The sequence below is a fragment of the Pedobacter sp. 22163 genome, assembly GCF_052045595.1.
GTDB lineage: Bacteria > Bacteroidota > Bacteroidia > Sphingobacteriales > Sphingobacteriaceae > Pedobacter.
Genome location: NZ_JBQEPM010000004.1, coordinates 407226 through 420009, shown reverse-complemented (window position 1 = coordinate 420009; position 12784 = coordinate 407226). Strand labels below are relative to the sequence as shown.

The 12784-nt window shown below is 37.6% G+C and carries 11 protein-coding genes; 5 read left to right on the top strand and 6 right to left on the bottom strand.

Annotated features, from left to right (window positions below):
• Window positions 1-204: 204 nt before the first annotated feature.
• Complete coding sequence (locus ACTJKN_RS13000; RefSeq protein ID WP_440825537.1) at window positions 205-909, bottom strand: lycopene cyclase domain-containing protein; 705 nt, start codon at window positions 907-909, stop codon at window positions 205-207.
• Window position 910: 1 nt separating this feature from the next.
• Window positions 911-1504 (bottom strand): hypothetical protein, encoded by a 594-nt coding sequence (locus ACTJKN_RS12995; RefSeq protein ID WP_440825535.1) that lies wholly within the window; start codon window positions 1502-1504, stop codon window positions 911-913.
• A 163-nt stretch (window positions 1505-1667) separates the two neighbouring features.
• On the opposite strand from ACTJKN_RS12995, the gene ACTJKN_RS12990 reads away from it, so the two are divergent.
• On the top strand, window positions 1668-3149 hold the full coding sequence (locus ACTJKN_RS12990) for a phytoene desaturase family protein (RefSeq protein ID WP_440825533.1): 1482 nt from the start codon (window positions 1668-1670) through the stop codon (window positions 3147-3149).
• Window positions 3150-3530: 381 nt separating this feature from the next.
• Here ACTJKN_RS12990 and ACTJKN_RS12985 read toward each other — a convergent pair whose 3' ends face one another.
• From ACTJKN_RS12985 to ACTJKN_RS12970, 4 genes are all read right to left on the bottom strand, one after another.
• Entirely contained in the window at window positions 3531-4061 is a 531-nt protein-coding gene (locus tag ACTJKN_RS12985) for an RNA polymerase sigma factor (protein WP_440825531.1), read from the bottom strand.
• Between the two features lie 130 nt (window positions 4062-4191).
• Window positions 4192-5208 carry a UDP-N-acetylmuramate dehydrogenase gene (gene murB / locus ACTJKN_RS12980; RefSeq protein ID WP_440825530.1) on the bottom strand — a complete coding sequence of 339 codons (1017 nt, stop codon included), beginning with the start codon at window positions 5206-5208 and terminating at the stop codon, window positions 4192-4194.
• A gap of 41 nt (window positions 5209-5249) precedes the next feature.
• Window positions 5250-5699 (bottom strand): hypothetical protein, encoded by a 450-nt coding sequence (locus ACTJKN_RS12975; RefSeq protein WP_440825529.1) that lies wholly within the window; start codon window positions 5697-5699, stop codon window positions 5250-5252.
• Window positions 5700-5709: 10 nt separating this feature from the next.
• Entirely contained in the window at window positions 5710-6108 is a 399-nt protein-coding gene (locus tag ACTJKN_RS12970; protein WP_440825877.1) for a sterol desaturase family protein, read from the bottom strand.
• A 209-nt stretch (window positions 6109-6317) separates the two neighbouring features.
• On the opposite strand from ACTJKN_RS12970, the gene ACTJKN_RS12965 reads away from it, so the two are divergent.
• The 4 genes from ACTJKN_RS12965 to ACTJKN_RS12950 all read left to right on the top strand — a co-directional run bounded on the left by ACTJKN_RS12965 (window position 6318) and on the right by ACTJKN_RS12950 (window position 12690).
• Window positions 6318-6929 carry a TetR/AcrR family transcriptional regulator gene (locus tag ACTJKN_RS12965; protein ID WP_029279769.1) on the top strand — a complete coding sequence of 204 codons (612 nt, stop codon included), beginning with the start codon at window positions 6318-6320 and terminating at the stop codon, window positions 6927-6929.
• Window positions 6930-7020: 91 nt separating this feature from the next.
• Window positions 7021-8361, top strand: a complete 1341-nt coding sequence (locus ACTJKN_RS12960) for a TolC family protein (protein WP_440825527.1) — start codon at window positions 7021-7023, stop codon at window positions 8359-8361.
• A 2-nt stretch (window positions 8362-8363) separates the two neighbouring features.
• Window positions 8364-9431: an efflux RND transporter periplasmic adaptor subunit gene (locus ACTJKN_RS12955; protein ID WP_440825525.1), complete on the top strand. Its 1068-nt coding sequence runs from the start codon at window positions 8364-8366 to the stop codon at window positions 9429-9431.
• 64 nt (window positions 9432-9495) lie between these two features.
• Entirely contained in the window at window positions 9496-12690 is a 3195-nt protein-coding gene (locus ACTJKN_RS12950) for an efflux RND transporter permease subunit (RefSeq protein WP_440825523.1), read from the top strand.
• The last annotated feature ends 94 nt before the right edge of the window (window positions 12691-12784 follow it).

Genomic DNA, 12784 nt, shown 5'->3' with positions numbered 1-12784 from the left:
TCGTCAACTCGACTGTAGCGCAGTCCCGAACTTTCGGGAGAGAGACCTTTATACCAAGTTATTAAAATCAAATTCAAAAGATTTCTCCACTGCGGTCGAAATGACGATACTTCAAGACCATTTACGAGCTTTTCCATCTGTCACTCATATTGATTTTTATACAATAAATTATCCCTCAGGATGACATATTATGCAATAAGCTCTTTAATTTTCCAATCTTAAGCCTTCTTTCTTCGAGACTCTGCTTTTAAAAACTTCGTACAGGTAGATATTCATTAACAATAGCCCCATTAAATAAAAATGATCTTCGAAAGGGATAGTACCCACTCTAAAACCCAGGTTTTGCTTATCGTTATACATCACCACAGGTATAGAAGTTAAAAAACCATTTACAATATAGAAAGGGATAAGCGAAACCAGATAAGCCCTATAGAACTTGTACATAAACCTGAATTCGACATTTACATATTCTACATAGGCCAGCACCATAAATAAAAAGCCAAAATTGATCAGCGTATACCACCTGTTATAACCAAAAAACAAAATGGCCACACAAAGCCCGAGGAACAAATTACTTATTGCGAGGCTATACTTTTGCAGGTCGTTTTTGGGGAAATAGGCATTCAAGCATTCGTAAATAAACACACAGGCATAAGGAACTGTTAAAAAGAATAGAATCTCTTCTAAAGGTAGTCCCAAAAGGTTTACCCCAATAAGGTAATCGGGATTAAAAGACCAAACATTGAGCTTGGTAAACAGGATATCCCAAATTAAAAACACCAGACCTGTAATTAATATCGAAGGCAATACAAACTTCCATTTGCTAAAAAAATGAACCTTTTTATCGAATGATAAAGCCAGGGGAAAGAAGATTACAGCAAGATTGATGAGCAGATAGGTATAATTCATTCTAAAGGTGTTTTGTCAAAATTTTAACTTCAGCTGGTGTACATTTTTTACTGTCGATCATAAATTTAGCTACATTTTTAATCAGTTCGCGATCGGCTAGACCAAAATTTTCATTTTGATAATGTTTAAGGATCTCTTTTTTATCATGAGCTAAATCTTTACTAAAACCGAGAAAAGAGGGCGTATAAAACTCAATAGAAAACCGCATAAAGCGAATTTCCATATTTTCCTTATCCATATCAATTGCTTTTTGCATGGTTTTAAGCGATCGGCCTACATACTTAATCTTGTTATATGGATTCCATGAGTGCTTGGCCTTAAGCGCCTCCAACGTTCCGGTGTAACCAGTAATTAAGGCGGTTTTATTGGCCAGCTTGTTCAGTTTGGTAAATAATGAGTCGGTTAGCTTCGAATTTTCTACCGCTTTAACCATATTAGTTTTTAATATCGCAATTTCTTGGGTAGACAACTGGGCGTAAGTAATATTGCTTGCTGCAACCAGCAGAAAAAGTATAATGCGTAGTTTAATCATGAGATGCCCCAAAGGTAAGAAATCTATCAAGAGTTCTCTTCGCAGATATTCACTCTTCAACATTAAGGAATTAAGGACATTAAGATTATCCCGCTTAACTTTCTTAATTCCTTAATGGTAAAACATATGCTTTATTAATTACCTATACGTTTTAAAGAATCTTCACGATATTCAGAATAATTAGAATAACAAAAACAAAACGCAATAAAATTCCTTTATTTACACCATGGAGAAAAAAACCATGGTTACCATTATCGGTGCTGGCTTTGCAGGTTTGGCTGCAGCCGCTTTACTGGCTAAAGATGGTTGTGATGTTACGGTGATCGAAAAAAACGAAATGGCCGGTGGCAGGGCCAGAACCTGGCAAAAAGACGGATTTCTTTTCGATATGGGCCCCAGCTGGTACTGGATGCCGGACGTTTTCGAAAACTACTATAACCTATTTGGCAAAACTGCCGCTGATTTTTATACGCTAAAAAGATTAAATCCTTCTTACCGCATTTATTTTGGCAAACAGGATACTATTGATGTTCCCGCAACATTAGCTGATTTATATGCTTTATTTGAAAAACTAGAGCCAGGAAGCAGCAAAAATTTAAAACATTTTCTTGATCAGGCGAAATACAAGTACGATGTAGGCATGAATGAGTATGTTTTTAAACCTTCGCATAGTGTGATGGAATATTTCGATCCAAGATTGGCGGTTAGCGGAATTAAATTGCAGCTTTTGGGCAATATGCGGAGACATGTTTATCGATTATTCAAGAATGAGCGTTTGAGGAAACTTTTAGAATTCCCGGTTTTATTTTTAGGAGCCACGCCACAAAACACACCTGCTTTATACAGCTTGATGAATTATGCCGATCTCGTTTTAGGTACCTGGTACCCAATGGGCGGCATGCATAAAATTGTGATGGCTATGCAACAAATAGCTGAAAGTGAGGGTGTAAAATTTATTTTCAATACCGAGGTAACCAAAATTGAAGTAAAAAACAACCTGGCAGAGTACATAATTACCAACAAGGGCAATTTTAAAAGTGATTTTGTGGTGGGCAATGCCGATTATCGCCACATCGATCAACAGCTTTTTGATAAACCTTACCGTAATTACAGCGAAAAATATTGGAATGAAAGAACAATGGCCCCCTCCTGCCTTTTGTTTTATATCGGATTAAATAAAAAACTAGACAATATATTACACCACAACTTATTCTTTGATGAGGATTTCGATCAACATGCCGAAGAAATCTATACCAATCCACAATGGCCATCAAAACCCCTATTTTATGCATGCTGCCCTTCCGTAACCGATAAAAGTGTTGCACCGGAGGGCTGTGAGAACCTTTTCTTTTTAATTCCAGTAGCACCTGATTTAGCAGATAGCGAAAGTAAAAGGGAAGAATATTTTAATTTATTGATCGGACGCTTTAAAGATTTAACCGGAAATGATATTAGCGGTAACATTTTGTTTAAGCGCAGTTACGCCATGAACGATTTTGAGGAAGATTACCATGCCTTTAAAGGAAATGCGTATGGATTAGCAAACACTTTGAAACAGACGGCTTTTTTAAAACCTAAGATGAAAAGTAAGGTAACAAATTTTTTATACACCGGACAATTAACCGTTCCAGGGCCTGGTGTACCACCTGCAATCATCTCTGGGCAAGTGGTAGCAAAAGAAATAAAAAAAAAGTTAAAAAAAGCTTGACAAATTTAAAATTTCCCTTATCTTTATAACCACAAAACAAAAATACTGCAATAAAGCTTCAAAACACATAATCGTTCGGGGTTTGCATTTGTTTCGAAATAAGAGAGAAGGCGAATTGTTGAAAGAAAAAATAAGAATCAACTAACCAAATATATGATAAGCAAAAAGGCCTGAATTTTCAGGCCTTTTGCTTTTTACAGTATTTTGAGAATTTCCTTTTAAAATTATAGCGTCACACCTGATTTCATTTTATAATAAACGCTTCTTATACCGCCATTTCGAGCGAAGTGCAACGCTATAGAGATGACGTTTCTCATCTAGGAGTGACAACAAAAAAAGGCCCAGATAAATCTGAGCCTCTAGTTTTTCGATCGATGTATCTTAAACCACTTCTGTAGTGGCAATTTCTTTTGAATAGGTTTTTAAATATTTTTTAAGAATACCTCTTGCTACGTGGATACGCGTTTTTACTGTTCCAATCGGAATAGCTAACATATCTGCAATTTCGTGGTACTTATATCCTTCAAAATAACGGATAAAAGGCACATAATACTCTTCAGGTAATTGTGAAAGGGCTTTATCAATATCTCCTAACACAAATTTACTCTCTGCCTGGTTTTTAGTTGCACTATATGAAAGATTTGCAGAAGATATATCTTCGCTCTGCGTAATTAAAGTGTTTGTTTTCACCAGTCGGCGATAGTTGTTAATGAAAGTATTTTTCATGATGGTAAACAACCAACCTTTTAAATTCGTACCTTCTTTAAACTTATTGTAATAAGTGATCGCTTTCAGCATGGTATCCTGAACCAAATCATTTGCGTCTTCTGCGTCTTTAGTAAAATTTAAAGCATAAGATCTAAGCGATACCGAGTGATGATTAACCAGATGATTGAATTCAAATTTTGTCATGATATTTAGCTTTAGGTAGATAAAAAAAACAAATGAATTATTGTTTGTTCGCTTAAACCTAAACAAACTTAGTACCAAAATTTTCTGGCATGGTGTTAAAAGCGTATAACTACATAAAGGCAGGCTTTCGTCACAGAATATTTACTTCTCTTTCTAAAGTGACTCCAAAAGTGGACTTTACACTGTCTATAATCTGTTCAGAAAAATGATACACTTCTGTGCCAGTTGCATGTCCATGGTTAACTAAAACCAAAGCCTGGTTTTTCCAGGTACCTGTTTGACCGACCACTTTACCCTTCCAGCCACATTGCTCAATTAACCAGCCAGCCGCCAATTTAATTTTATCATCAGCTGTGGGATAATGTACCACATCGGGGTGTTTCGCCACAATATCAGCAAATTCATATTTTTCAATCACCGGGTTCTTAAAGAAACTACCTGCGTTGCCAATAGTAGACGGATCGGGCAGTTTGCTTACGCGGATATGCGATACAGCTGCAGAAACATCGGCAATATTCGGGTTTTCGACCCCTCTGTTCAGCAGCTCAGTTTCAATTGCACCGTAAGAGGTATTAATTTTCGCTTCCGCCGATAAACGGAAAGTAACGGATGTAATAATATACTGGCCCTTCAACTCACCTTTGAAAATACTTTCGCGGTAACCGAAATGGCAATCATCATAAGTAAAGGTTTTAATTTTACCGGTTTTGATCTCAAAAGCACTACAGCTTTCGAAAACATCTTTAAGCTCGACCCCATACGCACCAATATTCTGTATTGGCGATGCACCCACCGTACCAGGGATCAGGCTTAAATTTTCTACACCTGCAAAATGATGCCCAACACAGTAGTTCACAAAATCGTTCCATACTTCACCGGCACCAGCTGTTACCAACACTTTATCATCAATCGTTTTGGATTGAATGCCTTTGATGCTGATTTTAACAACTAATCCCTTATAATCCTGAGTAAATAAGACATTACTGCCTCCACCTATAACCAAGAGCTTTTGAGATTTTACGATTTCGTTTTTAAACAGCCTGGTCAAATCTGCTTCAGAAAATATCTCGGCAAAGTAACTTGCCTTAACATCGATACCAAACGAATTATATGGTTTTAACGAAACATTTTCCTTTATTTGAAGCATATTGATTCTGGGTTATGCTGCAAAAGTAAAATAAAAAATAGTTAAGGAACGATTTTGGTAATCCCCTTATCGAAATTAAAGCTTAAAGTGTCCGCTTTTTCTCCTTCAACTACTACTCCCGAAAGTTTCCAGCCAACAAAAGCCGGTTTGGTTTTGGCAATGTCCAATAAACGATATCTTTCTTTGGTGAGTTTTGCACTGATCAACCCCACGCTATCCGACTCTGCCTGGCTTAAATGCTCAATCTGGCTCTCTAACGCAGCTAAGGCATCATCTAATTCGTTTCCTTTCTTAACACTATCGGCATAAGCCTGAGGTGCGATATTGTAGAGGCTATCCAATTTTGAGCCGTCGAAATTCAATTTCTGGCTACTATTTTCGTACCTGACCTCTACCAGTGCAATGGCACGGTTTTGATCTGTTTTTTTATGGCATGAATATAAGGCTAAGCAAATGATTCCGAAAAGGATAAACAGGCAATAACTTTTCATATTGTGTAATTTAGTTTTTTAATACTGTTTTCCTTACAAACAACAAACCAAAAGCCTTTCCTTTTTCTTTGCCTCTATTCTTATGATGAACCTTATGTGCTTTCCGCACGGCCTGCAAATAAGTGTTGTTGCTTTTAAAAGTTTTAAACCGCCTGTGCACAAACCAATCGTGTACCACAAAATAAATCAGGCCATATAAAGTAATCCCTAAACCAATAAAAAACCGGTAACTTAAATTATCTCGATCGGCATACATCAAAAACAAGGATACTGCAGCAAATAGTCCGGCAAACAGATCGTTCCATTCGAAGAATGATTTAGCTTTTTGGTGATGGCTTTTATGCATAAACCATAGTGGCCCATGGAATAAATACTTGTGTATAAACCAAGACAAACACTCCATTGCCATGATGGTAAACAGTACGATCAAGATGTTGATTAATGCTGACAAATTTTCTAAACGATTGGTTTGTAAAGATATATAAACAGCTCAAGAAACAAAATTATGTCATAAAATTGTAAGCTTACTGCGCTTTTCAACAAACCTTTCATGACAAATCATTTTTTAGCACTATTTTTGACTAAAATATTAAAAAAGTCAGAAAGTAGAAAAGTAAAATGATTGTAGCCGATAAAAAGAGAGAGCAAATTATTGATGGTGCTATAAAACGCTTTATCCATTTTGGTATTGGTAAAACCACAATGAACGATATAGCAGAAGATCTTTCCGTTTCCAAACCATCGCTTTATTATTATTTCCCGGATAAGAAGCATTTAATTATTGGAGTAATAGAAAGGGTATTTAATGACTTCTTTGAGTTGATCAAAAAGAAATACAATCCAGATCAGCCTTTAGAAGATATCCTTTTTAGCACCATAGAAGTGAGGAACACTTTCTTTCAAAAATATTACATGTTAAGAATTACCGAAGGTATTCCTGATTTATTGAACGACGATGTGATTAAAGGAAAGTTACAAACGCTTAAAAGTTCAGAAAAAGATTTCTTCGCAGAAATTTTTAGCCAGGCAAAAGGAAAAGGAGAAATTGAACACGATGATACTGCACATGTTGCAGAACTTTACCTGGAAAGTTTGATGGGCCTTTGCACCATGTGCATTATGGAAACCGGAAAAGATCTTTTCCCCGATAAAAAAGCATTAAACAAAATGACACTGAAGCAAAAAAACCTCACCACCATATTTGTGAGAGGTTTACGATGTTCAGACTGAAATATGGCGGCCGCAACAAATGATAAACCAATTGTAAACGAGCCACAAATTTTAAATAGATAAGAACCCAAAAATAAAAAAACAATACATTATGCTTAGAGTAAAAATGGTAAGGTTAATGCTCATACTGCTAATCGGCTCGGTTTTACCGCAGCTGGTACTTGCACAGCAGCAAGTTACCTTAAAAGATGCGCTAACCTATGCGCTCCAAAACAACACCAAGATTCGAAACTCGAAACTGGATATTGAAGGCGGAAGATACAAGGTGGAGGAAGTTAGGGCGCAGGCCTTACCTCAAATTACAGGAAATGTTGGTTTAACTTATAATCCTATTATCGGCCAGCTTGTTGCTAATTTCGGCGGACAGACACAGGCGATCAAATTAGGACAGAACTGGAATTCGACTGCAGGTGTTCAGCTTTCGCAACAATTATTCAATCAACAGGTTTTTACTGGCTTACAGGCTGCGAGATCGAGTGAGGAATATTATAACCTTACTTCAAAATTAACTGAAGAGCAGATTATCGAGCTGGTGGCCAACAATTACTACCAGGTTTTGGTAAACAGACAACAGTTAAACGTAATTGATACCAATATTAAAAATGTTAAAATTGTTGAAAAAATTGTTTCCAACCAGTTTAAAAATGGTTTAGCAAGAAAAATCGATGTTGACAGGATCAATGTAAACCTAACTAATCTGAATACACAACGTGAGCAGGTGATTAATGCCATTACCCAATTGGAGAATCAGTTAAAATTCTCGATGGGTATGCCGGTTTCAACGCCGATCAGCTTACCATTTACCGAACTAACAGAGGTAACTACTTTACCTGTATTTACAGACTCTATCGATCTGGCAAACAGAACAGAGGTTAAACTTTTAGATAATCAGGATAAACTTTTATCACTGCAAAGAAAGGCATACGTTGCCGAATATTATCCATCATTGGCTTTAACGGGTAATTATACCTACTCGAGCCAAAGTGATGGTTTCGATTTCCTAAAGTCTAATGCTGCTGCAATCGGATATGGCGCATCGGCCGTTGGTTTAACTTTAAGAGTGCCAATTTTCAATGGTTTTTTAACACGTTCAAAAATCCGCCAGGCAGATGTGGATATTAAGAAAGCAAGAGAGAGCAGAAAAGAATCTGTAAACTCGTTAAACCTGGCCTATGAGAACGCAAAAATCCAATTGCGCAACAACATCAACACCATTAAATCGCAACGTAAAAACGCGGATTTGGCGCAGGAAATTTACAAAAGCACACAAAACAATTATAACAATGGCTTAGCTTCTTTAACCGATCTTCTGGATACAGAAAATGCACTTACTGAGGCACAGAACAGCTATACACAGGCTTTATTAAATTACAAAATAGCCGAAATACAATTAATCAAATCAAACGGGAATATTAAATCGCTAGTACAATAGAAATGAAAAGAGTAATTACCATAATTATCGTAGTTGTTGTTGCCCTTGGTGCAATAGCTTATGTTTTAAGCAACAATAAAAAGAAGAACGAAGAAAAAACTGCTTTCATTGCTAAAGGTGGTGGCGCTGTTGCCGTTCGGGTTGCTCAGGTAGAGAGAAAAGCTGTGGATTTAGATTTTAGTGCAAACGGAAACTTTATCCCTAAACAAGAACTTAACTTCTTATCAGAAAATGCAGGTCGTGTTACGGCTATTTATGTTGATGAAGGTGACCGCGTAAGCAAAGGTCAGGTTTTAGCCCGTGTTGATGCTGAAATTATCAATACAGACAGAGAAACTGCTGAAGCAACTTACCAAAATGCAGTGAGAGATGAGGCCAGATACCAAAGCTCATTCTCAACTGGTGGTGTTACGCAACAACAGTTAGATCAGGCTAAATTGGCTACAAAGAATGCAAAACTTCGCTTACAGGCTTCACAAAGAAGATTAAGTGATGCCAACATTAAATCACCTATTAATGGTATAGTAAACAAAAGATACATCGAAGTTGGTGCTTTTGTAAATACCCAGGGCACTCAATTGTTCGAACTTGTTGATGTTTCTAAATTAAAACTGAAAGTAAATGTTAACGAATCGCAAGTTGCCAATCTTAAAATCGGCGATCAGATCCAGATCAAATCTTCAGTTTTTCCAACTGATAATTTCTCCGGAAAAGTAACTTTCATCGCTGCTAAAGCCGATGCTACCCTAAACTTCCCGATTGAAATTGAAGTAGAGAACAGTCACAAAAACACTTTAAAAGCCGGTATGTACGGAACTGCAATATTCAAGTTCCCTAAACAGGCCCCAAGCATCCTTATTCCACGTACTTCATTTGTAGGTAGTGTAAGTAGTAATCAGGTTTTTGTATTGGATAAATCTAACAATACTTCTAAAATCCGTAATGTAGTAGCCGGCCGTATTTTAGGAGATAATGTTGAAATTCTTGATGGCTTAAAAGAAGGTGAAACTGTAATCACCAGCGGACAGATTAACTTAACTGAAGGTACAGCAGTTAGTATCGTAAAATAAGTTAGAGGGGATTTTTCGGCTTTAAAACGCGATACGCCAATCGCAAAACGCAATACTAATTAAAATGAAGATAACAGACATATCTATAAAAAGGCCTTCGCTGGTTATTGTGGTGTTTACCGCACTTACTTTGCTTGGGCTACTAAGTTACTTTTCGTTGGGTTATGAATTACTTCCAAAATTCTCTAACAACGTAGTATCTATTTCAACCATTTACCCTGGTGCTTCACCAAATGAGGTTGAAAATACCGTAACCAAAAAAATTGAGGATGCGGTATCATCGATGGAAAACATCAAGAAAATCAACTCTGTATCGTTTGAGAGTTTATCTACAGTTACCATCACCTTAACTGATGCGGCAAACATCGATATTTCCTTAAATGATGCACAAAGAAAGGTAAATGCTATTCTTTCTGATCTGCCTGAGGATGTAAAAACGCCGTCATTAAGTAAATTCTCTTTAGATGATTTACCGGTAATTACCATGTCGGCATCAGCCAATATGGATGACATTACCTTTTATGATTTAATTGATAAACGTATTGCTCCGGTAATTTCGAGGGTGAGCGGTATTGCGCAGGTTAACCTGGTTGGTGGTTCGGAACGCGAAATTCAGGTTTCGTTAAATGCTGATAAGCTACAAGGCTACAACCTTTCAGTTCCACAGGTGCAGCAATTAATTTTAAGTTCCAACTTAGATTTCCCTACAGGAAGTGTTAAAACCCAAAACCAGGATGTACTGATCCGTTTGTCGGGTAAATACAGAAGTATGGAAGAGTTGAGAAACCTGGTTTTAACAACGACTAAAGATGGTGCACAGATCCGTTTAGGTGACGTTGCCGACGTTCAGGATTCGCAAAAAGAGACTGAAAAGCTGGCACGTATCGATCGTAAAGCATCTATCGCCATCCAGATCATTAAACAAAGTGATGCAAATGCGGTAGAAGTGAGTAAAGGTGTACATGCCATTATTGCTAAACTTAAAGGTGAATACGCAGCAAATAAATTAGACATCAGAATTGTTAATGATAGTTCAATCTTTACTTTAGAATCGGCCGATGCGGTAATCCACGATTTAATCCTGGCGGTTATTTTGGTGGCTTTCGTAATGCTTTTCTTCTTGCACAGTTTACGTAACGCGTTAATTGTAATGGTATCGATTCCGGTTTCGTTAATTGCTACCTTTATCGGGATCAGCTTGTTCGGCTTTACCTTAAACTTAATGTCTTTATTGGGACTATCACTCGTGGTAGGTATCCTGGTGGATGATGCGATTGTGGTACTGGAAAATATCCAGCGACACATGGAGATGGGTAAAAACAAAGTAAGAGCAGCATCTGATGCAACAAGAGAAATTGGTTTTACTGTAGTATCGATTACTTTCGTAATTGTGGTGGTGTTTTTCCCGATTGCGGTAAGTACAGGCTTGGTATCGAACATCTTACGTCAGTTCTGTATTGTGGTAATTATCGCAACATTACTCTCGTTAGTAGCTTCGTTTACTATTGTACCACTTATCTTCTCTCGTTTTGGTAAGTTAGAACGTATTGAAGGTAAAAACCTATTTGGCCGTTTCATTCTTTGGTTCGAAAAACAATTAAAGAAATTTACCCTTTGGATTACCAGCATTTTAACATGGTCGTTAAACCACAAAGCTTTAACATTAGTTATGGTTGTGGTGATGTTCTTAAGCTCATGCGGTTTGCTGGTAGGTGGTTTTATCGGATCGGAATTTTTCCCTAAATCAGATAAAGGTGAGTTCCTGGTACAGTTAGAGTTACCAAAAGACGCTTCTTTAGAGCAAACCAACTTTTTAACACAAAAAGCTGAGGCTTTCTTAGATAAACAACCAGAAATTACACAGTTAATTACTACGGTTGGGCAATCAACCGGTGATTTCGGTGGTACACAGGCTACAGCCTATAAATCTGAGATTAATGTTAAGCTGGTTGAACGCGATGAGCGCAAAGGTGTTTCTTCAGATATTTTCGCAACTAAAATGAGCCGTGCACTGGCTAAAGAATTAATTGGAGCAAAAGTTAAAACCGTTCCGATCAGTATTTTGGGTATTGCAGAAAACGCACCGATCCAGTTGGTGGTAATGGGTTCTGATTTAGACAGCGCATTGAAGTATGCTGAAGGTGCTCAAAAAGTGCTTGCCGCTATCCCTGGAGCTACAGAGATTAAATTATCAGTAGAAAAGGGAACTCCGGAGATTAACGTTCAGGTAGACCGCGATAAGATGTCGGCTGTTGGCTTAACTTTACAAACTGTAGGTTCTACCATGCAAACAGCATTTGCGGGTAATACCGATGGTAAATACCGTAAAGGTGAGTACGAGTACGATATCAATATCCAGTATCAAAACTTTAACCGCCAGAATATTGACGACGTGCGTAACCTGATTTTTGTAAACAGCGATGGTAAACAGATCAAGTTATCACAGTTTGCAACCATCACAGAAGGTTCAGGCCCGAGTCAGTTAGAGCGTTTAAATAAATCTACTTCGGTATCTGTTAAGGCACAGTCAATCGGTAGGCCAACAGGAACTGTGGTTGCTGAGTTCCAGGCGAAACTGGAAGAGCTGCAAAAAAATGGTAAACTTAAAGCCCCAATTGGCGTAAGTTATAGCTGGGCGGGTGATCAGGAAAATCAAAGCGAAGGTTTTGGTACTTTAGGTATCGCTTTATTGGCTTCGATCATTTTGGTTTACCTGATTATGGTTGCACTTTACGATAGTTTTATCTATCCATTAGTGGTAATGTTCTCGCTGCCTTTAGCGGTAATCGGGGCATTGTTAGCTTTAGCTTTAACCAATAACTCAATCGGTATCTTTACCATTTTAGGTTTAATTATGTTAATGGGTCTGGTAGCGAAAAACGCGATTATCCTCGTCGATTTTACCAACCACTTAAAGGCTGAAGGTAAAGAGACTAAAGAAGCGCTTGTACTGGCCAACCACGCACGTTTACGCCCAATTTTAATGACCACCATCGCCATGGTATTCGGTATGCTTCCAATTGCATTGGCAAGCGGTGCAGGTGCCGAATGGAAAAATGGTTTGGCCTGGGTTATTGTAGGCGGATTAACCAGTTCGTTATTCTTAACCTTAATTGTGGTGCCAGTGGTATACTTAATATTCGACAGAATGTTAGAACGTCTAGGCTTTAACAAAAAAGGAAAAACAATCGATGAGTTAATGGTAGAACCATACAAACACAAAGATGTAAACGAATACGATTTAGATCACGGACATTAATAAACATCCAGATTAACAATCAATTTAGCCCCGATCCCAAAATCGGGGCTTTTTTTTGTGGATTTTGTTTTTAGCCACGGAAGCACAGAAAAAT

Coding starts and splice junctions, on each gene's coding strand:
- ACTJKN_RS12970 (WP_440825877.1), bottom strand. CDS start 6,108: ATGGCAATGGAGTGTTTGTCTTGGTTTATACACAAGTATTTATTCCAT.
- ACTJKN_RS12990 (WP_440825533.1), top strand. CDS start 1,668: ATGGAGAAAAAAACCATGGTTACCATTATCGGTGCTGGCTTTGCAGGT.
- ACTJKN_RS12975 (WP_440825529.1), bottom strand. CDS start 5,699: ATGAAAAGTTATTGCCTGTTTATCCTTTTCGGAATCATTTGCTTAGCC.
- ACTJKN_RS12950 (WP_440825523.1), top strand. CDS start 9,496: ATGAAGATAACAGACATATCTATAAAAAGGCCTTCGCTGGTTATTGTG.
- ACTJKN_RS12955 (WP_440825525.1), top strand. CDS start 8,364: ATGAAAAGAGTAATTACCATAATTATCGTAGTTGTTGTTGCCCTTGGT.
- ACTJKN_RS12985 (WP_440825531.1), bottom strand. CDS start 4,061: ATGACAAAATTTGAATTCAATCATCTGGTTAATCATCACTCGGTATCG.
- ACTJKN_RS13000 (WP_440825537.1), bottom strand. CDS start 909: ATGAATTATACCTATCTGCTCATCAATCTTGCTGTAATCTTCTTTCCC.
- ACTJKN_RS12995 (WP_440825535.1), bottom strand. CDS start 1,504: ATGTTGAAGAGTGAATATCTGCGAAGAGAACTCTTGATAGATTTCTTA.
- murB (WP_440825530.1), bottom strand. CDS start 5,208: ATGCTTCAAATAAAGGAAAATGTTTCGTTAAAACCATATAATTCGTTT.
- ACTJKN_RS12965 (WP_029279769.1), top strand. CDS start 6,318: ATGATTGTAGCCGATAAAAAGAGAGAGCAAATTATTGATGGTGCTATA.
- ACTJKN_RS12960 (WP_440825527.1), top strand. CDS start 7,021: ATGCTTAGAGTAAAAATGGTAAGGTTAATGCTCATACTGCTAATCGGC.